Source organism: Kitasatospora sp. NPDC051702, assembly GCF_040681575.1.
Classification (GTDB): Bacteria; Actinomycetota; Actinomycetes; order Streptomycetales; family Streptomycetaceae; genus Kitasatospora.
Genome location: NZ_JBFAZB010000028.1, coordinates 92,519 through 114,650, shown reverse-complemented (window position 1 = coordinate 114,650; position 22,132 = coordinate 92,519). Strand labels below are relative to the sequence as shown.

Here is a 22,132-nt window from a genome sequence, read left to right as displayed (position 1 = left end):
CGAGACGGGGTGTGACCCGGCCCAACCTGATTGAGGTCTAGTTCTTCATGCCCGCTTTCAAGCTCCGTATGCGTACGTCCGCCGCAATTCTTGCCACCGGCGGCTCAGGGCCTACCGGCGCCGCCGCCGGGGAGAGGAGCGCCACACGCCCACCGCGGCCGCCGCCGTGACCAGCAGCGCTGCCGCCGGCACCACGTCGCCGACCCGGTCGTACCAGGTCAGCGTCCCGGGCTCGGTGAGCGGCACCCGGACGGTCAGCGCACCGGTGCCGTCGGTGCCGAGCCGGGCGAGTTCCCGCCCCTGGGCGTCGAAGGCCGCCGACACGCCGGTCAGCGAGGCCTGCATGGCCGGCCGGCCGGTCTCGGCGGCCCGGATCGCCGCGAGGGAGACGTGCTGCTCGGGTGCCCAGGTGTCCTGGAAGGTCGAGGTCGAGGACTGGTAGACGAGCATCCGGGCGCCGTCCCGCGCGGCCGTGCGGGCCATGTCGGGGAAGGCGGACTCGAAGCAGATCAGCGCGCCGACCGGCAGTGGGGCGCCCGTCCGGTCGGTGGCGGGCAGCAGGTGGAAGGCGGTGCCGGGGGCCCGGTTCTCGCCGGCCGCGCGACTGACCCCGGCGATCCAGCCGAGCAGCGGCCGCAGCGGGATGTACTCGCCGAACGGCACCAGCCGGATCTTGCGGTAGCGGTCCACCACACCCGCCGGGGAGACCAGCACCGCGTCCTTGGAGATCCGCCCGTCCGCCTTGCGGGCGTCCTCCCCGGCGATGACCGGGGCGCCGGTGGCGGCGGCGAGGCCGCGCAGCCGGTCGAGGGCGGCCGGGTCGCGGTCGAGGTCGGCGGTGGTGCTGCTCTCGCCCCAGACGACGAGGTCCACCGGGTGGCCGCCGAGGGCCGCGGTGTCCCGGGCGCCGGCCTCGAAGCGGGCCTGCGGATCCTCCACGACGCCGGGCTGGATCAGTGCCACGGTGACGGCCCCGGTCCGGGCGGGGGCGTCGCGCAGCGCGAACAGCAGCGGTCCGGCGGCCAGCACCAGGACGGTGGCCAGCGCCGCCAGCGCGCGCGGGCGCCACTGCGCGGCGGTCAGCACGATCAGCACCCCGGTGTTGACGGCCGCCACCGCGGCGCTGACCAGCCAGATCCCGCCGGCCGAGGCCAGTCCGAGGATCGCCGGGTGCTGCCACTGGGTCGCGCCGAGCAGCGCCCACGGCCCGCCGAGGGCGTGCCAGGACCGCGCGTACTCGGTGGCCACCCACACCGCGGGGACGACGGCGAGGGCGAGCAGCGCCCGACGGGCGGTCAACGGTGGGTGCAGCAGCCGGTGCACGGCGTAGCCGACGGCGCCCTGCAGCGCCCCGACCAGCACGGCCAGCACCGGCAGTCCCGGCCCGATGGAGGGGATCAGCCAGTACATGGCCGTCAGGATGAACCCGGCCCCGAACCACCAGCCGCGCACCGCCGCCTCCCGTCCGTCGGGGGCCCGTTGCATCAGCAGCAGCCCGGGGACGAGCGCGATCCACGCCAGCCACGCCTGCCCGGGCGCGGGGAACGCCAGGACCGGCACCGCCCCGGCGGCCAGTGTGCCGAACCGGGCGCGGTAGCGGTGTGGTCTGCGAGGCCGCTCCGGGGCGTGCCGGTGGGCGCTGTGCCCGGGGTGCGGCGTGCGCGGGGCGGGGCTGGGGGGCGCGGGGCGGCGGGACATGCCCCGTATTGTCCGCTCGGACGGAGCGCGCCACCAGTATTCCTGTCACCCGAACGGGCTAATGGGACACCGGTGGCGCGGACTCCTGCCGTGCGAAGTCCGGTGGCGGGGAAGCCCGGTGGCGCGACGCCGGTCGGAAGTCCGCCAACCGTCCGCCAACCGTCCGCAGGCCGTCCGCAGGCCGGCCGGCCTGCGGACGGTCGCCGAAGGACGCCGGAGGTCCGCCGCCCGGTGGCCGCCCGCCCCGCCCCGGCCGACTCAGCCCTCGTCGCCCTCCAGGTCCCCCTCCGTCTCCAGGAACGCGGCCTGCAGCTGCTCGATCAGCTCCGGGTCCGGCTGCTCCCACAGCCCGCGGCTCGCCGCCTCCAGCAGCCGCTCGCTGATCCCGTGCAGCGCCCACGGGTTGGCGCCGGCCAGGAACTCCCGGTTGACCGGGTCGAGCACGTACTCCTGGGTGAGCTTCTCGTACATCCAGTCCGCGACCACGCCGGTGGTGGCGTCGTAGCCGAACAGGTAGTCCACGGTCGCGGCCATCTCGAACGCGCCCTTGTACCCGTGGCGGCGCATCGCCTCGATCCAGCGCGGGTTGACCACGCGGGCGCGGAAGACGCGGGCGGCCTCCTCGGTCAGCGTCCGGGTGCGGACCGTCTCCGGGCGGGTCGAGTCGCCGATGTAGGCGGTCGGCGCCTTGCCGGTGAGCGCCCGGACGGTGGCCACCATGCCGCCGTGGTACTGGAAGTAGTCGTCCGAGTCGGCGATGTCGTGCTCGCGGGTGTCGGTGTTCTTGGCGGCGACGGTGATCCGCTTGTAGGCGGTCTCCATCTCCTCGCGGGCGGGCCGGCCGTCCAGCCCGCGCCCGTACGCGTAGCCGCCCCAGACCGTGTACACCTCGGCGAGGTCGGCGTCGGTGCGCCAGTCCCGGCTGTCGATCAGCTGGAGCAGGCCGGCGCCGTAGGTGCCGGGGCGGGAGCCGAACACGCGGACGGTGGCCTTGCGCTCGTCGCCGTGCACGGCCACGTCCGCCTGGACGTGGGCGCGCACGAAGTTCTGCTCCGCGGGCTCCTCCTGGGCGGCGGCCAGGCGCACGGCGTCGTCCAGCAGGGCGACGACGTGCGGGAAGGCGTCGCGGAAGAAGCCGGAGATGCGCAGCGTCACGTCGATGCGCGGGCGGCCCAGCTCCTCCGGGGAGATCGGCTCCAGACCGGTGACCCGGCGCGAGGCGTCGTCCCAGACCGGCCGGACGCCGAGCAGGGCGAAGGCCTCGGCGATGTCGTCGCCGGCGGTGCGCATCGCGCTGGTGCCCCAGAGCGAGAGGCCGACGGAGGGCGGGTAGGCGCCGTCGTTGTCGGCGGTGTACCGCTCGACCAGCGAGGCGGCGAGCGCCTGCCCGGTCTCCCAGGCGAGCTTGCTGGGGACGGCCTTGGGGTCGACGGAGTAGAAGTTGCGGCCGGTCGGCAGCACGTTGACCAGGCCGCGCAGCGGGGAGCCGGACGGACCGGCGGGGACGAAGCCGCCCTGCAGCGCGTGCAGCACGGCGTCCAGTTCGTCGGTGGTGGCGGCCAGGCGCGGCACCACCTGGGTGGCGGCGAAGGTCAGCACCTCGCCGACGGCCTCCGGCAGCCCGGCGGCGACCTTCTCCACCGCCTCGACCGCCCAGTCCTGCTCCTCCATCGCCTCGACCAGCGCGCGGGCCTTGGCCTCGGCCGCGTCGGTGGCGCCGAGGGTCAGCGCGGCCTCGTCCAGGCCCAGCGCCTCGCGCAGACCGGGCAGCGCGCTGACACCGCCCCAGATCTGGCGGGCGCGGAGGATGGCGAGCACGATGTTGACCCGGTCGGTGCCGGCCGGCGCCTGACCGAGGACGTGCAGGCCGTCCCGGATCTGGGCGTCCTTGATCTCGCAGAGCCAGCCGTCGACGTGCAGCAGGAAGTCGTCGAAGCCGTCGTCCTCGGGGCGCTCGTCCAGGCCGAGGTCGTGGTCCAGCTTGGCGGCCTGGATGAGCGTCCAGATCTGGGCGCGGATCGCGGGCAGCTTGGCCGGGTCCATGGCGGCGATGTTGGAGTGCTCGTCGAGCAGCTGCTCCAGCCGGGCGATGTCGCCGTAGGAGTCGGCGCGGGCCATCGGCGGCACCAGGTGGTCGACGAGGGTGGCGTGGGCCCGGCGCTTGGCCTGGGTGCCCTCGCCCGGGTCGTTGACCAGGAACGGGTAGATCAGCGGCAGGTCGCCGAGGACGGAGTCCGGGCCGCACTCGGCGGACAGCGCGGCGGTCTTGCCGGGCAGCCACTCCAGGTTGCCGTGCTTGCCGAGGTGGATGACGGCGTGCGCGCCGAAGCCGCCGTCGGCCTGGGCGGCCTCGATCCAGCGGTAGGCGGCCAGGTAGTGGTGGCTCGGCGGCAGGTCCGGGTCGTGGTAGATGGCGACCGGGTTCTCGCCGAAGCCGCGCGGCGGCTGGATGAGCACCAGCAGGTTCCCGGAGCGGATCGCGGCCAGCACGATGTCGCCGTCCGGGTTCTGCGAGCGGTCGACGTACAGCTCGCCGGGGGCGGGGCCCCAGTGCTCCTCGACCTGCTCGCGCAGCGCCTGCGGCAGCGTGGCGTACCAGCGGCGGTAGTCGGCGGCCGGGATGCGCACCGGGTTGCGGGCCAGCTGGTCCTCGGTGAGCCAGTCCTGGTCGTAGCCGCCGGCCGCGATCAGGGCGTGGATGATCGCGTCGCCCTCGTGCCCCTCCTCGGCGCCGTCGTCCAGGCCGGGCAGCTCGTTCCCGAGGTCCATGCCCTCCTCGCGCAGCCGGTGCAGCAGTCGCACGGCGCTGGCCGGGGTGTCCAGGCCGACGGCGTTGCCGACCCGGGCGTGCTTGGTCGGGTACGCGGACAGCACCAGCGCCAGGCGGCGCTCGGCCGCCGGGACGTGCCGCAGCGCGGCGTGCCGGACGGCGGTGCCGGCCACCCGGGCGGCGCGCTCCGGGTCGGCGGCGTAGACGGTCAGGCCGTCCTCGTCCAGCTCCTTGAAGGAGAAGGGGACGCTGATCAGGCGGCCGTCGAACTCCGGCACCGCGATCTGGGTGGCGGTGTCCAGCGGGGAGAGGCCGTCGTCGCTGGCCTCCCACTGGGCGCGCGACCAGGTCAGGCAGAGCGCCTGCAGGATCGGGCGGTCCAGCGCGGCGAGCGCTCCGGCGTCCCAGGCCTCCTCGTCGCCGCCGGCCTGGGCGTCGGCCGGGCGGGTGCCGCCGGCGGCGAGCACGGTGGTGACGATCGCGTCGGCCTCGCCGAGCGCGGCCAGCAGCTCGGGCTCGGCGCCGCGCAGCGAGGCGCAGTAGTAGGCGCGCGCCCGGGCGCCGCGGTCCTCGATCGCCCGGCAGAGCGTCTCGACGAAGGCGGTGTTGCCGCTCATGTGGTGGGCCCGGTAGTAGAGCACGGCGACGGTCGGGCCGTCGCCGTCGCGGGCCTCGCGCTCCAGCGGGCCCCAGGCGGGCGCGGAGGCGGGCGGGGCGAAGCCGTGGCCGGTGAGCAGCACGGTGTCGGAGAGGAAGGCGCCGAGCTCGGCCAGGTTGCCGGCGCCGCCGTGGGCGAGGTAGGCGTGCGCCTCGGCGGCGATGCCGGCCGGGACGGTGGACAGCTCCATCAGCTGGGCGTCGGGCGCCTGTTCGCCGGTCAGCACGATGACCGGGCGGGGGCCGGCGAGCAGCGAGTCCAGGCCCTCCTGCCAGGCGCGGCGGCCGCCGAGCAGACGGACCACCACGAGGTCGGTGCCCTCCAGCAGGGCGGGCAGCTCCTCGGGGGTGAGCCGGGCCGGGTTGCCGAGCCGGAACGGAACGGGGCCCTCGCTGGCGCGGGCGCTGAGCAGGTCGGTGTCGGAGGTCGACAGCAGCAGGATCATGCGAAGGCCCTCCCGGCCTCGGAGCCGCCCCGAGCCGAAGGGCGCGCCGGCGTTGAAAGTGACGAGTGACAGGCGTGGCTGACGTGACGGGCGCGGCCGTCACGGAGGGTGCGGTGGGCCGGGCCGGCCCGGTGGGCGCGCCCGGGGTGACGGGCGGCGGGTGCCGTGGCGGGTACCGGAGTGCGGGGGCACCGCCCGGCGGGCGGGCCGGCGGCGGGCGTCGACCGCGGGTGCGGGTGCGGGTGCCCGGGGGCCGGCCGCGGGCCGGGTCGACGGAGGCCGCCCGGGGACGCGTGCGGGCGTGGACCGCCTGCCGACGCGTGCGCGGGCATGCGACAGCGCTGGTGCATTTCTGCCTTCCTCGGGGTCCGCGCCCCGGGCCGGTGGAGGACGGCAGGAGTTCCTGGCTCCCGCGGCGGCCCGGTGTCCCGGTGAACCGCGGTCACAGTGGCGGGACCGCACCGGGCTTGCACCGGTTTCCTCCCCTGCGCCGTCGCTGGCGTTCGGACGGCCCGCTGGGACCGCCCGCGAGCATCGTACGGGGTGCGGCTGACCTGGGGGAGGGGCGATCGGCGGCGGCCGTCCGGAGCGGCCGGGGTGTGATGCAACGGACGGAGGCAAGCGATCGGATCATCTGTATGCTCGCGGCCATGCCACCGACACCCGACGCCACCGCGCCGGGCGCCGCGGTGCCCGACCGGGGGCGCGCGGACGCCTGCCCAGGGGCCCTTCGTCTGCACCAGGCCGACGACGGCGCCCTGGCCCGGGTCCGTCTGCCCGGGGGCCTGCTGACGGATCGTCAGGTGCTGGCGCTGGCCGAGGCGGCCGAGGCGCTCGGCGACGGCGAACTGGAGACCACCTCCCGCGGCAACGTCCAACTCCGCGGCCTCGCTTCGCACTGCGGGGCGGAGCTCGCCGACCGGCTGCGCGCGGTCGGACTGCTGCCCTCGGACACCCACGAGCGGGTGCGCAACATCGTCGCCTCGCCGCTTGCCGGGCTCACCGGCCCCGCCGCGGACGGCACCGGCACCGGCGTCGGCACCGCCCCGGGCACCGCCCCCGGCGCCGACGTGCAGGCCTGGGTGCGGGAGCTGGACGCGCGGCTGTGCGCGAGCGACTGGGCGGCCGGGCTCTCCGGCAAGTTCCTCTTCGCGCTGGACGACGGGCGGGGGGACGTCGCCGCGCTCGACGCCGATGTGACATTGATCGCAGGCGGGCCCGGCACCGCCGGCGGCGCGGGCCCGGCCTCGGCTGCGCCGGCACTGCTGCGCCTCGGACGCGCCGACCACGGACACCCGGTACCGCGGGGGCAGGAGGTGGCGGCCGTGCTGGACGCGGCCCGCGCCTTCCTGGACGCGCTGCGGGCGAACGGGCGCCGGGCCTGGCACCTGCGCGAGGCGCCCGACCTGCTCCCGGCCGGCACGGTGCCGCTGCCCGCCCTCCCCGGGACTCCGCCCGCCGTGGGCGCGCTGCCCGGCGGGCTGTCCGTGGGGATGCGCTTCGGCCGGGCGGGCGCCGCCCAGTGGCGCGCGCTCGCCGCCGCCTGCGCCGGGGAGGTCCGGCTGACCCCCTGGCGCGGCGCGGTGCTGCCGGGTGCGTCCGCCGACCGGCTGTCCGCCCTGGCCTCGGTCGGGTTCAGGACCGCGCCCGGCTCGGCCTGGGAGCGGGCCACCGCCTGCACCGGGCTGCCGGGCTGCGCCAGGTCGCTCGCCGACGTCCGGGCCGAGGCGGCCCGGGCGCTGGACGCGGCCGACGGTGCCGACGGCGCCGAGGGTGCCGGCGCAGGACTTCCGGTGCTTCCGGTGCACTGGTCGGGGTGTGCACGGCGCTGCGGCCATCCGGCCGGGCGGTGGGTGGACGTGCTCGCCACGGGGCAGGGCTACCGGGTGACGGTGAACGGTCCGGCAGCCGCCGGGGCGGCCGTGGACGTGACGAACGAGGAGATGGCCGAGGCGGTCGCCGAGGCCAGGAGGACCACGAAGTGATCGAGTACGAGAAGGACGGCGCGTCCATCTACCGCCAGTCCTTTGCCACCATCCGCGCGGAGGCCGATCTGGCCGCCCTCCCGGCGGACGTCTCCCGGGTCGCGGTGCGGATGATCCACGCCTGCGGCATGGTCGACCTGGTCGAGGACCTGGTGTACTCGCCCGGCGTGGTCGCCTCCGCGCGCGCCGCGCTGAACGCCGGGGCGCCGATTCTGTGCGACGTCAACATGGTCGCCAGCGGCGTCACGCGCAAGCGCCTGCCCGCCGACAACGAGGTGGTCTGCACCCTCACCGACCCCTCGGTGCCCGAACTCGCCCGGAAGACGGGCAACACCCGCAGCGCCGCCGCCATGGAGCTGTGGCTGCCCCGGCTGGAGGGCGCGGTGGTGGCCGTCGGCAACGCGCCGACCTCGCTCTTCCGGCTGCTGGAGATGATCGAGGCGGGCGCCCCCCGCCCGGCCGCGGTGATCGGCGTCCCGGTCGGCTTCATCGGCGCCGCCGAGTCCAAGCAGGCCCTGGCCGAGCACCCGTCCGGACTGGAGCACCTGGTGGTGCGCGGCCGGCGCGGCGGCAGCGCGATGGCCGCCGCCGCCATCAACGCGATTGCGAGCGAAGAAGAGTGACGGATCGTCAGACCACCGGCAGCGGGCGGCTCTACGGCGTCGGGCTCGGCCCGGGGGACCCGTCGCTGGTCACCGTCCGCGCCGCCGAACTCATCGGCAAGGCCGACGTGGTGGCCTACCACAGCGCTCGGCACGGCCGCTCCATCGCCCGCTCCATCGCCGAGCGGTACCTGACGGGTGGTCAGATCGAGGAGAAGCTGGTCTACCCGATCACGGTCGAGACCACCGACCACCCCGGCGGCTACCGGGGCGCGCTGGACGACTTCTACGAGGAGGCCGCCGCGCGGCTGGCCGCCCACCTCGACGCCGGACGCGACGTCGTCGTCCTCGCCGAGGGCGACCCGCTGTTCTACGGCTCCTACCAGCACATGCACAAGCGCCTCGCGCACCGCTACCCGACCGAGGTGGTGCCCGGCGTCACCTCCGTCAGCGCCGCGGCCGCCCGCCTCGGGCAGCCCCTCACCGAGGCCGAGGAGACGCTCACCGTCATCCCCGGGACCCTGCCCGAGGAGGAGCTGACGGCCCGGATCGCCGCCGCCGACTCCGCAGTGATCATGAAGCTGGGCCGCACCTTCCCCGCCGTCCGCCGGGCGCTGGAGCGGGCCGGGCGACTGGCGGACGCCCAGTACGTCGAGCGCGCCTTCATGGAGGGGGAGCGCATCGCGCCGCTGGCCGAGGTCGAGGGCGAGACCGTCCCGTACTTCTCGGTGGCCGTGCTGCCCAGCAAGGTCGCGCCGCTCGGGACGTCCGCGACGCCCGAGCCGCTCGAGCCGGAGGCCCGGCGGGCGGACGGCCCGGGCGCGGTGACCGTCATCGGCACCGGGCCGGCCGGACCGCTCTGGCTCACCCCCGAGGCGCGCGGCGCCCTCGCCGAGGCCACCGACCTGGTCGGCTACACCACCTACCTGGACCGGGTGCCCGAGCGCCCGGGGCAGCGGCGGCACGGCTCGGACAACAAGGTGGAGTCCGAGCGCGCCGAGTACGCCCTCGAACTGGCCCGGCGCGGGCACCGGGTCGCGGTGGTCTCCTCGGGTGACCCGGGGGTGTTCGCGATGGCCACCGCCGTGCTCGAGGTCGCCTGCGAGGAGGCCTACCGGGACGTCCCGGTGCGCATCGTCCCCGGTATGACCGCGGCCCACGCGGCGGCCTCCCGGGCGGGCGCCCCGCTCGGGCACGACTACGCGGTCGTCTCGCTGTCGGACCGGCTCAAGCCCTGGGGGGTGGTGGCCGACCGGCTGCGCGCCGCCGCGGCGGCGGACCTGGTGCTCGCGCTCTACAACCCGGGCTCGAAGTCGCGGACCACGCAGGTCGGCCTCGCCCGGGACCTGCTGCTGGAGTACCGCGAGCCGGGGACGCCGGTGGTGATGGCGCGCGACGTCGGCGGCCCGACGGAGCGGGTCCGGATCGTCCGGCTCGGCGAGCTGGACCCGGCCCTGGTCGACATGCGGACCATCCTGCTGATCGGCTCCTCGCAGACCCGGGCGGTCGAGCGGGGCGGCGGTGTGGAGGTCGTCTGGACGCCCCGGCGCTATCCGGAGGCCTCGGAGGGCGCGGACGCCGACGACGCCGCGGAGGGGTGACGGCGAACGAATGACAGATGACAGCTGACAGATGATGAAATCTGTCAGCTGTCATCTGTTCGCCGTCTTCCGTCGCCGGTCGCCGGTCACACGTCGGCAGTCGGCGGGCGGCCTCGGCTGTTCGGCCGGCCGCCCGCCGACGGTCGTCACCGGGTCGGCTTGGTGATCAGCAGCTCGGTGTTGTGGTCCTCGCCCGAGCCCAGCAGCGAGGTGACCCGCCCGTTCGGGTCGTTGTAGGACAGCTCGCGGTACAGGGCGGCGAGGTTGCCGTCCGAGGTGCTGCCGAAGTCCGTCCCGTACGGTGCGGACGACTCGATCAGCGTCGTGAACAGCGAGAGCGTGCCGTCCCCGTTGTCTGCGATCTCGATGATGCGGCCGTGCTGCGGGTAGTCGATGTGCGAGGCGGTGTTGATCTCCCAGAACGCCCGCTCCGGCACGGCGTGGCCGTGCGGAGTGATCTTGTTCATGTGGGTGTGCCCGTTCACCCACGCGACCACGTTCGGGTAGCGCTGGATCAGCGCCACCAGCTCGTTGCCGTCGTGCCGCCGCTCGAAGATGTTGCGCGGGTCGGGCAGCAGGTTGCCCATGGTGGTGCTGGTGTGGTGGCTGAAGAGCAGGATCACGTCGTCCGTGCTGCCGCCCGCCACCCGGCGGCCGTCGGCGTCGTACCAGTGACCGCTGTGCGCCTTCAACTGCTGCTCCAGCCAGCGCAGTTGCGCAGTGCCGAGGGAGCCGTCGGCGAACCCGGCCTGGTTGGTGGTGTCCAGGCTGATGCCGACCACCTTCTCGGAGATCCGGAAGGTGTAGTAGAGCTTGCCGCTGCCCACCATGTCCGAGGTGAAGCCGTGGCCGTACGGGCCGGCGCCGGTGCGCGCCGGGTCCAGGTGGGCCTTGGCGAACTCCTTGAGCGTGAACGGCCGCCGGCGCTCGTCCGGGGTGATCCGGCGCACGGCGTCGCCGCTCGCGATCAGCTTGGCGAGCAGCAGCGCGGCACCCGCCGGGTCGCGCCGCAGCGAGTCCATCAGCTGGGCGGCGTCGGCGTCGTTGCAGCCCTCCAGCTTGTACTGGCCGGTGTAGACGTCGTTCAGCAGTCCGAGGTCGGGCAGCGTGCCCTCGAGGCTGTCGTCGTGGTTGCCCACCGTCGTGTACCAGGGCGTCCGCAGGCCCGGCGCGTCGAAGGGGCGTCCGGCGGCGTCGAGGAAGCCGGGTATCTGCGGGAACCCCTTCGCCTTGTAGCCGTCGCTGTAGGCGAGTTCGGGGTTCCAGTAGGCCGCGTTGCCGGAGTTCTGCACGCCCTCGTAGCGGTTGGGGTCACCGGTGCTCTGGGCCATCCGGCCGCCGCCCATGACGGTGAGGTACCAGTCGAGTTCGGCGTGCTCGTGGTTGTCGGTGTTGTCGCCGGTGGCCATCACCATGCTGAACGGCATCCCGGTGTAGGGGCCGCCGTCGAGCGCGTTGACCCGCTCGACGAGCGCGGAGACGCCGCGGGCGTTGAGGGTCTCCTGGGGCCGGTACGCGCTGCCGTTCCAGCGGGCCAGGTACTCGAAGCGGAACGGGGACTCGGTGTCCACCAGGTGCAGGTCGCTGAACTGGACGAAGCTGGCCAGGCCGGTCCGGCGGTCGTCGCGCCCGCCGCCCGGCGCCGCCAGGTCGCCGCGCACCATCAGGGGCCAGCCCGGGCCCGCCGTCAGTCTCTTGTACGCGCCGGTGCCGCTCGGCGTGGCCACCTGGTCGAGCGTGGTCCCGGTGACCTTGACGGCCCGCGCGGCGGTGGTCGCCAGTGCGCGCTCCCGCTCAGCCGCCGAGGCGAACTGTGCGCCGCCCAGCGACAAGGCCGTCCAGGCGGCGGCCACCGACGTACCGGTGAGGAACGTACGCCGATTCATCCCTGCCACAAAAACCCCCACATTCTGATGGCCCGGCCGGACTTCCGGCCGTCGGCCCCCGTGTCATGAACCCGCCTCTGGCGGACCGCCAGATTACTCACTGGTAGGGGCGGGGGGCGAGGGCCGTGCGGCGAACTCTTCGGGAACGCGCGGCGGTGCTCCTCCCCGGCGCCCCCGCAACCCGCCCGGACCCGCCCCGGCCCTCCCGTCGCCGGGCGCCCGCGACCCACCGTCCGGCGCCCCGCGACCCGCCTGCCGCCTCCCGGTGCCCGCCCGCCCCGCGGGCCGGGCGGAGGCGCCGCGAACACCGCCCCCGGCCCCGGTCGGGGCGTGACCAGGCGAATGGGGGAAAATCGGCACCGACGGCCGGTGCGGCCGCACGTCGACCCAGCCGGAAGCGAGACGCAGGTGGCCACAACGGGAGCCGGTACCGGGTCCGGACCGGGAAACGGAGCCGGATCGGGGGCCGGATCCGGCGCCGGGGCGGGCGGACGGGCCGGCCAGCTGAAGAGCAGCGGCCTGCGCCACGGCTGGACGACGGGGGCCTGCGCCACCGCCGCGACCAAGGCCGCCTACACCGCGCTGCTCACCGGCGAGTTCCCCGACCCGGTCGTCATCACCCTCCCCAAGGGCCAGCAGCCCGCCTTCGCCCTGGCGGCCGAGTCGCTGCTGACCGAGCCGGCGACGGGCTCCCGGGCGGTCGGCGCGCCGCCCCGGCCCCCGGCGGCGGCTCGCTCGACCGTCGGCGCCATGGCCGGGGTGGTCAAGGACGCCGGGGACGATCCCGACGTCACCCACGGCGCGCTGATCCGTTCGACGGTCCGCCCCGGCGAGCCCGGTGCCGGAGTGGTGTTCCGGGCTGGCCCCGGCGTCGGCACCGTCACCAAGGCCGGTCTGCCGCTGCCCGTCGGCGAGCCCGCGATCAACCCGGTGCCCCGGCAGATGATCCGCGACGCCGTGGCGGAGGTGGCCGCCGAGCACGGCGGCAGCGGGGACGTCGTGGTGGAGATCTCGGTGGACCACGGCGAGGAGATCGCCCGCTCCACCTGGAACCCCCGGCTCGGCATCCTCGGCGGCCTGTCCATCCTCGGCACCACCGGCATCGTCGTCCCCTACTCCTGCTCCGCGTGGATCGACTCGATCCGCCGCGGCGTGGACGTCGCCCGGGCGGCGGGGCGCACCCACGTGGCCGGGTGCACCGGCTCGACCTCCGAGAAGGTCGCGGTCGCCGTGCACGGGCTGCCGGAGGACGCCCTGCTCGACATGGGCGACTTCGCCGGCGCCGTCCTCAAGTACCTCAAGCGCCACCCGGTGCCCAGGCTGACCATCGCGGGGGGCTTCGCCAAGCTGTCCAAGCTGGCGGCGGGCCACCTCGACCTGCACTCGGCGCGCTCCCAGGTCGACAAGGGCTACCTGGCCGACCTGGCCCGGCGCGGTGGGGCGGACGAGGAGCTGGCCGGGGCGGTGGCGGCGGCCAACACGGGCCTGGAGGCGGTGCAGTTGTGCCGGGCGGCGGGCGTGCCGCTCGGCGACCTCGTCGCCGAGGCGGCGCGGGCGACGGCGCTCGGCGTGCTGGTCGGCTCGCCGGTGGCGGTGGACGTCATCTGCATCGACCGGGCCGGCACCATCGTCGGCCGGGCGGAGCCGCTCGGCCCGTGACACTGTCACAGAGATGCGACAACATCACCTGGTGATGTGAAGATCTGACGTCCATGCGAGGAAAGAAATGGACAAAAGGAGCGTCGCGCCCCGCCCTGGCGCTGGTGCCATCTCAACCATGAGATATGGTCTGGCGAGTGACAGGCGACTACCTCACCCGCATCGGCACCCTCATCCGCACCGCGCGTCAGCACCGCGGCTGGTCCCAGGCGCAGCTCGGCGAAGCCCTCGGCACCAGCCAGAGCGCCGTCAACCGCATCGAGCAGGGCAAGCAGAACGTCAGCCTTGAGATGATCGCCCGCATCGGCGAAGCCCTCGACAGCGAGATCGTCTCCCTCGGCTACTCCGGCCCGATGCACCTGCGGGTCGCCGGCGGCACCCGCCTCTCCGGCGCCATCGACGTCCGCAGCAGCAAGAACGCCTGCGTCGCGATCCTGTGCGCCTCGCTGCTGACGACCGGCCGCACCACCCTGCGCAGCGTCGCCCGGATCGAAGAGGTCTACCGCATCCTCGAGGTGCTCACCAGCATCGGCGTCAAGAGCCGCTGGATCAACGAGGGCCGCGACCTCGAGCTCACCCCGCCCGCCGAGCTCGACCTCGCCGCGATGGACGTCGAGGCGGCCCGCCGCACCCGCAGCGTGCTGATGTTCCTCGGCCCGCTGATGCACCGCGCCAGCCGCTTCGCCATCCCCTACGCGGGCGGCTGCGACCTCGGCACCCGCACCGTCGAGCCGCACCTGACCGCGCTGCGCCGCTTCGGCCTGGAGGTCGCCACCACCGGCGGCGCCTACCACGCCTCGGTCGAGCCCGGCGTCCCGCTGGACCGCCCGATCGTGCTGACCGAGCGCGGGGACACCGTCACCGAGAACGCCCTGCTGGCCGCCGCCCGGCACGACGGCGTCAGCGTCATCCGCAACGCCTCGCCCAACTACATGGTCCAGGACCTCTGCTTCTTCCTGGAGAAGCTGGGCGTGCGGATCGAGGGCGTCGGCACCACCACGCTCACCGTCCACGGCGTCCCGGAGATCACCTGCGACGTCGACTACACCCCGGCCGAGGACCCGGTGGAGGCGATGAGCCTGCTCGCCGCCGCCGTCGTCACCTCCTCCGAGCTGACGATCCGCCGGGTGCCGATCGAGTTCCTGGAGATCGAACTCGCGGTGCTGGAGGGCATGGGCCTCGACTACGACCGCACCGCCGAGTACCGGGCCCACAACGGTCACACCCGTCTGGTCGACCTCACCGTGCGCCCGTCCAAGCTGACCGCGCCGATCGACACCATCCACCCGATGCCGTTCCCCGGCATCAACATCGACAACGTGCCGTTCTTCGCCGCCATCGCCGCGGCCGCCCACGGCACCACGATGATCCACGACTGGGTGTACGACAACCGCGCGATCTACCTGACCGAGCTGACCCGCCTCGGCGCGGACGTCAAGCTCCTCGACCCGCACCGGGTCCTGGTCCAGGGCCCCACCCGCTGGCGCGCCGCCGAGATGATGTGCCCGCCGGCCCTGCGCCCGGCCGTGGTCATCCTCCTCGCCATGCTCGCCGCCCAGGGCACCTCCGTCCTGCGCAACGTGTACGTCATCAACCGCGGCTACGAGGACCTCGCCGAGCGCCTCAACTCCATCGGCGCCCAGATCGAGACCTTCCGCGACATCTGACGGATCGTCACATCACCGCTGCCGGTCGGCCTCACCCCTCGAGGCCGGCCAGCAGCATCGCCACGTCCAGCCCGGTGCCCAGGTACTCGACGAACACCGCGTTGTTCAGCGCCCACCCCGACCGCCGCCCCCGCACCACCCGAACCGCCCCACGGCGCCCGGCGTCCGCGGTGGGTGCCGGGTGCGGTGGGGCCAGCCTAGGGGAGCTGCTGCAGCCAGTGCGTCGCGGTCGGGACGTCCGGGGCGACGGGGACGCCGGCGGGCAGCGGTGGGCGTTCCACCACGACCACCGGCAGGCCGAGTTCGCGGGCCGCGGTGAGCTTGGGGGCGGTGGCGGCGCCACCGCTGTCCTTGGTGACCAGGACGTCGATCCGGTGCCCGCGCAGCAGCGCCCGTTCGCCGTCGAGGGTGAACGGGCCCCGGTCCAGGAGGACTTCGAGCGCGGTCGGCAGCGGCGGCTCGGGCGGGTCGACCGAGCGGGCCAGGAAGTGCAGGCCGTCGAGGTGGGCGAAGGTGCCGATGCCCTGCCGCCCGGTGGTGAGGAAGACCCGCCGCCCGAGCGCCGGCAGCAGCTCGGCCGCCGCGGCCAGCGACGGGACGGGGTGCCAGCGGTCCCCGTCGACGGCGGCCCAGCCGGGCCGCCGCAGGACCAGCAGCGGTACGCCGGTGGCGGCGGCCGCGAGGGCCGCGTTGCGGGACATCCCGGCGGCGAAGGGGTGGGTGGCGTCGACGACCGCGGCGACCCGCTCGGTGCGCAGCCAGGCGGCCAGGCCGTCCGGACCGCCGAACCCGCCGATCCTCACCTCCCCGGCGGGCAGCCGGGGTTCGGCGACGCGGCCGGCCAGCGAACTGGTCACCCGCAGGGACGGCAGCTCGGCCAGCGCGGCCGCCAGGGCCCGGCCCTCCGTGGTGCCGCCGAGGACCAGGACGTGTCGCATCAGGCCCCGCAGGGCTCGTGCGGGCGCTCGCGGTCCGCCGAGTAGAGGTGGCTGTCGCGGAACTGCTCGGCGGCCAGGGTCCGTCCGACGATGATCACCGCGGTGCGGACCACGCCCGCGACCTTGACCTGCTCCGCGATGTCGGCGAGGGTGCCGCGCAGCACCAGCTCGTCCGGCCGGCTGGCCATCGCGACGACGGCGGTCGGGCAGTCGGCGCCGTAGTGCGGGAGCAACTGCTCGACGACGTCGTCCACGTAGCCGGCTGCCAGGTGCAGCACCAGCAGGGCGCCGCTGCGGCCGAGGGTGGCCAGGTCCTCGCCCTCGGGCATCGGGGTGGCCCGCTTGGAGATCCGGGTGAGGATGACGGTCTGGCCGACGGTGGGCACGGTGAGTTCCCGCTTCAGCGCGGCGGCCGCGGCGGCGAAGGCGGGCACCCCGGGGACCACCTCGTACGGCACGCCCTCCGCGTCGAGGCGCCGCATCTGTTCGGCGACGGCGGAGAAGACGGACGGGTCGCCGGAGTGGAGGCGGGCCACGTCCTGTCCGGCCCGGTGCGCGCGGACCAGCTCGGCGACGATCTGGTCCAGGTTGAGCTGTGCGGTGTCGATCAGGCGGGCGCCCGGCGGGCACTCGTCGAGCAGCTCGCGCGGGACCAGGCTGCCGGCGTAGAGGCAGACCTCGGCGCGGGCCAGCAGGCGCTGCCCGCGCAGGGTGATCAGGTCGGCGGCGCCCGGGCCGGCTCCGATGAAGTAGACGGTCACGAGGCTTCCTCCTGGGGGGTGTTGGGCTTGACGGCGGACCACTGGGTGACCGGCATGGCCTGCCGCCACCCGGTGAAGCCACCCACCGGGACGGCGTGCGCGACGGCGAGCCGCAGCAGTTCGCCGCCGTGGCGCCGGTACCGGTCGGTGAGCAGCGCCTCGGACTCCAGGGTCACGGTGTTGGCGACCAGTCGGCCGCCCGGGCGCAGCGCCGCCCAGCAACTGTCCAGCAGGCCGGGGGCGGTGAGCCCGCCGCCGATGAACACGGCGTCGGGGGTGGGGAGTCCGGCGAGGGCGGCCGGGGCCGGGCCGGTCACCACGCGCAGTCGGGGGACGCCCAGCGTGCCGGCGTTGCGGCTGATCCGCTCAGCCCGCACCGGGTCGCGCTCGATGCTGATCGCCTGGCAGTCGCGGTGGGCGCGCAGCCACTCGACGGCGATCGAGCCGGAGCCGCCGCCGACGTCCCACAGCAGTTCACCGGGGGTGGGGGCGAGCGTGGCGAGGGTGGCCGCGCGGACGTGCCGCTTGGTGAGCTGGCCGTCGCTCTCGTACACCGCGTCGGGCAGTCCGGGGACGAGCGAGCCGCGGGGTCCGTCGCCGAGCTCGACCGCGATGACGTTCAGCGGATCGCCGGGCGGGTGCGGCCAGCCGTCCGCGGGGCCGTCGAGGCGGCGCTCGGCTGCGCCGCCCAGCTGTTCGAGGACGTGCAGCCGGGCGCTGCCGTGGCCGCGGGCGGTGAGCAGGGCGGCGACGGCGGCCGGGGTCGCGGCGTCGGCGCTGAGCACCAGCAGGCGGCGTCCCGGGTGCAGGGCGAGGGAGAGGGTTTCCAGGGGGCGCCCGACCAGGCTGACCACCTCGGTGGACTCCAGCGGCCAGCCGAGCCGGGCGCAGGCGTAGGAGACGGAGGAGGGGTGCGGCAGGATGCGCAGCCGGTCGGCGCCGACCGTCTCGGCGAGGGTGCGGCCGATGCCGTAGAACATCGGGTCGCCGCTGGCCAGGACGGCCACCCGGCGGTCGGCGTGGTCCGCGAGCAGGCCGGGTACGGCGGGGCGCAGCGGGGACGGCCAGGGGACGCGCCGGGCGGTGACCTCGTCCGGGGGGAGGAGGTCGAGCTGGCGGGGGCCGCCGACGACCACCTCGGCCGCCGCGAGTGCGGCCCGGGAGGCGGTGGCGAGGCCGGGCCAGCCGTCGGCCCCGATCCCGACGACGGTGATCGGGGGTGGCAGCTCGGGCACCGGGGGCTCCTCGTCGTTCGGCGGGGGCGGACGTCTGGTCGTGTGCGCGCCGACGGGCCGGAAAGCACGCGGCCGGGGCAGCCTACCTGGCGGTATCCGGCCGTCCGACGGCCGGAGGACCGCTGCGGGCCACGGTTGGCGGCCGGCAGCCGTGGCCCGCGGGCAGGTGACAGTCGACCGCCGACAGAGAACAGATGACAGAGGACAGATAACAGACTCTGAAATCTGAAATCTGAAAGTTGTCAGCTGTCACCCGTCAGTCGCCCGCCCCGTCCCCCCGCTCCGTCCAGTCGCCCGAGTCGATCAGCGCCGGCCGTGTCCGCAGCCTGGCCGCGACGGCCGGTCCGGCGAGGTACACCCAGGCCTCCCGCAGCTCACCCGGGCCCGCCCCCACCCTGCCGACTGCGCCCGCCCCGCCGACTTCTCCCACCGCGCCGGCCGTCGCCGCCCCTGCCCCGGCCTCCGTCCGCACCGTGAGCCGTCGCCGCACGTAGAGGCCCGTCCCGTCCGCCCGGCACCCCTCCAGCAGGTCGAGGGCGGTGAGCGCACCGGCGTACGCGCCCGGGCGGATCGTGACCAGCTCACCCACGATGCGGCGGCCGGGCGTCGCGTCCGGCACCGCGTACGGGTAGCCGGGTCCGTCGTGCAGCGCGGCTCCGTCCAGGACCGCCGGCCGGATGTCGGCGCAGCGGCCCGCGAGGTGGGCGGCGTGGTTGCAGCCGCCGCTGCGCAGGGTGCCGTAGACGAAGAACGGCAGGGCCTCGTCGGACGCGGACACGGGTTCGACCTCCTGGCTGCGGGGAGCGCCCACCGTACGTCCTCGCGCCCACTTCGTGATACCCACTGGCGGACTGGCCGCTGATGCGCTCTCATGGCAAGGTTCGGCCAGTACCGTCCTAGGGGGAGACACATGACAGCACCCACCGAGCCCAGGCCGGCCGAGGCCTCCGGGATCGAGGCTTCCGGGGTCGAGGCCTCCGGGTCCGGGACCTCGCTCACCAAGAGCCCGGCGGGCGGCGCGGTCGCCCCCGTCGAGGACGCCCGTCCGGCCTCCCGGCCGAGCGGCGGTGCGGTCTGGCTGGCGCTCGCCGTGGTGTACGTCGTGTGGGGTTCGACCTACCTGGCGATCCGGATCACCGTCGAGACGATGCCCTCCTTCCTCTCCGCGTCCGCACGCTTCCTCACCGCGGGTCTCCTGCTGGCGGGCTACCTGCTGGTGCGCCAGGGCCCGGCCGCGCTGCGGGTGAGCCCGCGCGAGTTCGGCTCCGCCGCCTTGGTGGGCGTGCTGCTGCTGACCGGGGGCAACGGACTGGTGGTGCTGGGGGAGACCTCCGTCCCGTCCGGCCTGGCCGCGCTGCTGGTGGCGGCGGTCCCGCTGTGGATGGTCCTCCTGACGGCGGCCGGCGGCGAGCGCCCCCGGCGCGCCGAGCTCGCCGGGGTGCTGCTCGGCCTGGTCGGCCTGGGGGTGCTCTCCGCCCCCGCGATCGGCGGGGACATCGCGCCCGCCGGCGTGGTCCTGATCGTCTGCGCCACGCTGTGCTGGGCGTCCGGCTCGTTCGCCAGCAAGCGGATCACCATGCCGCGCAACGTGCTCGCGGCGAGCGCCTACCAGATGCTCGCGGGCGGGCTCGCCGACCTGCTGATCGGGCTGGTGCGCGGGGAGCACCAGGGGCTGGACCTCGGGGCCGTCTCGGGCCGGTCCTGGCTGTCCCTCGCCTACCTGGTGCTGTTCGGTTCGCTGCTCGCCTTCACCGCGTACGCGTGGCTGTTGCGCTCCGCACCGCTGACCCTGGTCGCCACCTACGCGTACGTGAACCCGGTGGTGGCGGTGCTGCTGGGCTGGATGATCCTGGCCGAGCCGCTGACCGGGTCGACGCTCGCGGGTGGGGCGATCGTGGTGGCGGGGGTCTGCCTGGTGGTGAGCGTCAGTCGGAGCCCGGGGCGGTCCGGGCGTAGGTGAGGATGACGTTGCCGCGTTCGAAGACGCGGCAGTCGGCGAGCGTGAAGGCGTGCGGGGCGAAGTCCGCGCCGAACAGCGGGACGCCGGATCCGGCCACCACCGGGTACTGCTTGACGATCAGCTCGTCGATCTCGGGTAGCAGCCGGCCGGCCAGTTCGCCGCCGCCGCAGAGCCAGATGCCGAGACCGTCCTCCTGCTTGAGGCGGCGGACGAGGGTCAGCGGGTCCTCCGCGGTGACCTCGACGGCCGGGTCCGGGCTGGTGTCGAGGGTGCGGGAGAAGACGATCTGCCGCAGGTGGGCGTAGGGGTCGGTGAGGCCGATGTCCGCCCCCAGGCCGTAGGTGCTGCGGCCCATGAGCACGGTGTCGAAGCGCTTGTTGGGCGCGTCGGCGATGCCGTTCCCGGCGCGGCCGGGGGTGGGGATGGTCTCCGGGTACTCGGAGAAGAGCGTCGGTGCGAAGTCCTCGGTGACGTGCGCCATGAGGAAGTCGAAGCCGCCGTCCGGGTCGGCGATGAAGCCGTCGATGCTGGCGCCGACGAAGTAGCTGAGCTTGCGCATTCAGGTCCTCGGGGTAGGGGGATCGGCGGGTCGGGTGGCCCGTCCGGGTTAACCACTGCGGATATAGTACTCCGGCCGTAGTGGTTGGCAAGGGGTATGGTGCCGCCCCTCCCCGGCGCCCGGGCCTGCTCGCCTGTTTGCCGGCCTCGTCGCCCGCCCGCCGACCAGCCGACCCGCCCGCCCGCACCCGCCCGGCGCCGCGCAGCGCCCGAGGGGCACAATCGCCGCATGGTCCAGAATCCCGCCCGCCGTACCGCCCTCGCCGACGCCGCCATCGAGGTCCTCGCCCGGGAGGGCGCCCGCGGCCTCACCTTCCGTGCGGTCGACGTGCAGGCCGGCGTCCCGAACGGCACGGCCTCCAACTACTTCGCCAACCGCGACCACCTGCTCCACCAGACCGCCCGGCACATCCACCACCGGCTCACCCCCGACCCGGAGGTCGTCGCCGACCTGCTGCGCGCCCCGCGTGACCGCGCTTTGGTGACGGCCCTGATGCACGACCTGATCCGCCGCATCTCCGCCGACCGCGCGGGCTACCTCGCCATGCTCGAACTGCGCCTGGAGGCCACCCGCCGGCCCGAGTTGCGCGCCCAGCTCACCGGCACCGTCCGGGAGGAGCTGGAGGCCAACATCGCCTACCATCTCGACGGCGGGTTCCCCGGGGACCGCGAGACGGTGCTGGTCCTCTACCTGGCGATGACCGGGCTGATCGTCGAACACCTCACCCTTCCGGGGGTGTTGAGCGCCAAGGTGGCGGACTCGGAGACGGCGGACTCGGAGACGACGGACTTGGGAACGGCGGGCGCCGACGCGCTCGCCGCGCTGATCGACACCATCGTCGAGCGCATCGTCCCGGCGGGGTGACCGGGCCGACCGGGGCTGGCCGGGCCGCCGCCGCACGACCGACCCCTGGCGGGACGGGTCGTGCCGGGCGGCGGCCGCCCTCGCGGTTCCGGCGCGTGAGGGGTGCGGCCGCCCGGGCCGGGCCGGTGCCTCAGAAGGCGTGCGGCGGCTTGCCCGTCCACCAGTTGCCCGGGGCGTCCGGGTCGCGGCTGGTCCAGAACTCGATGATCGCGCTGGTGAACTCGGCCGCGGACAGCGTGCCGTCGCCGTCCCGGTCGAGGTGGCGGAAGGCCTCGTCGGAGTCGTCGCGGGAGAGGCCGACGAAGTGGCCGCGCTGGAAGACGAAGAACTCGCCGGCGTCGACGGTCCCGCTGCGGTCGGCGTCGGCGACGGCGAGGAAGGCCTCGGCGAGCGCGCCGATACTGGCCCGCGCGGCCTCCGGGTCGTCGGCGAGCGAGCCGGTGGAGGCGACGAACTGGGCCCGGGTGATCGCCTCGGTGCCGGTGGGCAGCCTGGCGAGGTGCAGGTCGTGCCAGATCGTCAGATAGGCGCGGACGATGACGGCCTCCGCCTCCGAGCCCTCCTGGTGTCCGAGCGACCGCGCCACCGAGTGGCCCATGAGGACGTGGTCCCGCTCGGTGAGGAGGCCGTCGCCGTCGGCGTCGAGGTGGTCGAATCCGTGGTTGATCTTTGCGATGAGCAGGTCGTCCGACAATGTGCCCCCTTGATTGGCGAGGTCGGTGGCCGGCGATCCCCACCACGCGACGCCAGCACGCTAACCCCTTGAGTCGCGCTCGCGCAGCCGAACGACCGGCGAACGGCCGGACGCCGGCCGCAGGTCGACCGCACGCCCCGTCCTCCCTGG

Annotated in this window: 16 protein-coding genes and 1 riboswitch; of the genes, 7 read left to right on the top strand and 9 right to left on the bottom strand. The window is 74.9% G+C overall.

What is annotated here, in order from left to right; all coding sequences use genetic code 11:
• Positions 1–111 precede the first annotated feature (111 nt).
• A complete protein-coding gene (gene lnt / locus AB0N04_RS23170; RefSeq protein WP_360210658.1) occupies positions 112–1,698 on the bottom strand; it encodes an apolipoprotein N-acyltransferase in 1,587 nt (528 codons plus the stop codon).
• A gap of 258 nt (positions 1,699–1,956) precedes the next feature.
• A complete protein-coding gene (gene cobN / locus AB0N04_RS23165; protein ID WP_360210660.1) occupies positions 1,957–5,571 on the bottom strand; it encodes a cobaltochelatase subunit CobN in 3,615 nt (1,204 codons plus the stop codon).
• Between the two features lie 397 nt (positions 5,572–5,968).
• Positions 5,969–6,054, bottom strand: a riboswitch (cobalamin riboswitch).
• Positions 6,055–6,221: 167 nt separating this feature from the next.
• Between cobN and AB0N04_RS23160 the strand changes: the two genes are divergently transcribed.
• The 3 genes from AB0N04_RS23160 to AB0N04_RS23150 are packed head-to-tail and all read left to right on the top strand — an operon-like array spanning position 6,222 to position 9,759.
• The gene (locus tag AB0N04_RS23160; RefSeq protein ID WP_360210662.1) at positions 6,222–7,556 is read left to right on the top strand and encodes a hypothetical protein; all 1,335 of its coding nucleotides are present in this window, start codon (positions 6,222–6,224) and stop codon (positions 7,554–7,556) included.
• Complete coding sequence (locus tag AB0N04_RS23155) at positions 7,553–8,179, top strand: precorrin-8X methylmutase (RefSeq protein ID WP_360210664.1); 627 nt, start codon at positions 7,553–7,555, stop codon at positions 8,177–8,179. Before AB0N04_RS23160 ends, AB0N04_RS23155 begins: the two co-directional genes overlap by 4 nt.
• Entirely contained in the window at positions 8,176–9,759 is a 1,584-nt protein-coding gene (locus tag AB0N04_RS23150; RefSeq protein ID WP_360210666.1) for a precorrin-2 C(20)-methyltransferase, read from the top strand. Before AB0N04_RS23155 ends, AB0N04_RS23150 begins: the two co-directional genes overlap by 4 nt.
• Before the next feature lie 146 nt (positions 9,760–9,905).
• Here the strand turns inward: AB0N04_RS23150 and AB0N04_RS23145 are convergent, their stop codons facing one another.
• Positions 9,906–11,645, bottom strand: a complete 1,740-nt coding sequence (locus AB0N04_RS23145; protein ID WP_360210668.1) for a TIGR03767 family metallophosphoesterase — start codon at positions 11,643–11,645, stop codon at positions 9,906–9,908.
• Between the two features lie 504 nt (positions 11,646–12,149).
• On the opposite strand from AB0N04_RS23145, the gene AB0N04_RS23140 reads away from it, so the two are divergent.
• On the top strand, positions 12,150–13,304 hold the full coding sequence (locus AB0N04_RS23140) for a cobalt-precorrin-5B (C(1))-methyltransferase (RefSeq protein WP_360210776.1): 1,155 nt from the start codon (positions 12,150–12,152) through the stop codon (positions 13,302–13,304).
• A 137-nt stretch (positions 13,305–13,441) separates the two neighbouring features.
• A complete protein-coding gene (locus tag AB0N04_RS23135) occupies positions 13,442–14,971 on the top strand; it encodes a UDP-N-acetylglucosamine 1-carboxyvinyltransferase (RefSeq protein WP_360210670.1) in 1,530 nt (509 codons plus the stop codon).
• A 197-nt stretch (positions 14,972–15,168) separates the two neighbouring features.
• Here the strand turns inward: AB0N04_RS23135 and AB0N04_RS23130 are convergent, their stop codons facing one another.
• The 4 genes from AB0N04_RS23130 to AB0N04_RS23115 all read right to left on the bottom strand — a co-directional run bounded on the left by AB0N04_RS23130 (position 15,169) and on the right by AB0N04_RS23115 (position 18,683).
• Entirely contained in the window at positions 15,169–15,909 is a 741-nt protein-coding gene (locus AB0N04_RS23130; RefSeq protein ID WP_360210672.1) for a cobalt-precorrin-6A reductase, read from the bottom strand.
• Positions 15,909–16,670 (bottom strand): precorrin-4 C(11)-methyltransferase, encoded by a 762-nt coding sequence (gene cobM / locus AB0N04_RS23125; protein ID WP_360210674.1) that lies wholly within the window; start codon positions 16,668–16,670, stop codon positions 15,909–15,911. Before cobM ends, AB0N04_RS23130 begins: the two co-directional genes overlap by 1 nt.
• Entirely contained in the window at positions 16,667–17,905 is a 1,239-nt protein-coding gene (gene cbiE / locus AB0N04_RS23120) for a precorrin-6y C5,15-methyltransferase (decarboxylating) subunit CbiE (protein ID WP_360210676.1), read from the bottom strand. The genes cobM and cbiE overlap by 4 nt, the downstream gene beginning before the upstream one ends.
• Positions 17,906–18,161: 256 nt before the next feature.
• Complete coding sequence (locus AB0N04_RS23115; RefSeq protein WP_360210678.1) at positions 18,162–18,683, bottom strand: gamma-glutamylcyclotransferase family protein; 522 nt, start codon at positions 18,681–18,683, stop codon at positions 18,162–18,164.
• A gap of 132 nt (positions 18,684–18,815) precedes the next feature.
• Here AB0N04_RS23115 and AB0N04_RS23110 point away from each other — a divergent pair, with 132 nt between their 5' ends.
• On the top strand, positions 18,816–19,865 hold the full coding sequence (locus AB0N04_RS23110; RefSeq protein WP_360210680.1) for an EamA family transporter: 1,050 nt from the start codon (positions 18,816–18,818) through the stop codon (positions 19,863–19,865).
• Here the strand turns inward: AB0N04_RS23110 and AB0N04_RS23105 are convergent.
• On the bottom strand, positions 19,831–20,424 hold the full coding sequence (locus AB0N04_RS23105; protein ID WP_360210682.1) for a dihydrofolate reductase family protein: 594 nt from the start codon (positions 20,422–20,424) through the stop codon (positions 19,831–19,833). The genes AB0N04_RS23110 and AB0N04_RS23105 overlap by 35 nt on opposite strands.
• A gap of 228 nt (positions 20,425–20,652) precedes the next feature.
• On the opposite strand from AB0N04_RS23105, the gene AB0N04_RS23100 reads away from it, so the two are divergent.
• Entirely contained in the window at positions 20,653–21,288 is a 636-nt protein-coding gene (locus tag AB0N04_RS23100; RefSeq protein ID WP_360210684.1) for a TetR family transcriptional regulator, read from the top strand.
• 130 nt (positions 21,289–21,418) lie between these two features.
• Here the strand turns inward: AB0N04_RS23100 and AB0N04_RS23095 are convergent, their stop codons facing one another.
• Positions 21,419–21,982 carry an EF-hand domain-containing protein gene (locus AB0N04_RS23095; RefSeq protein ID WP_360210686.1) on the bottom strand — a complete coding sequence of 188 codons (564 nt, stop codon included), beginning with the start codon at positions 21,980–21,982 and terminating at the stop codon, positions 21,419–21,421.
• Between the last annotated feature and the right edge of the window lie 150 nt (positions 21,983–22,132).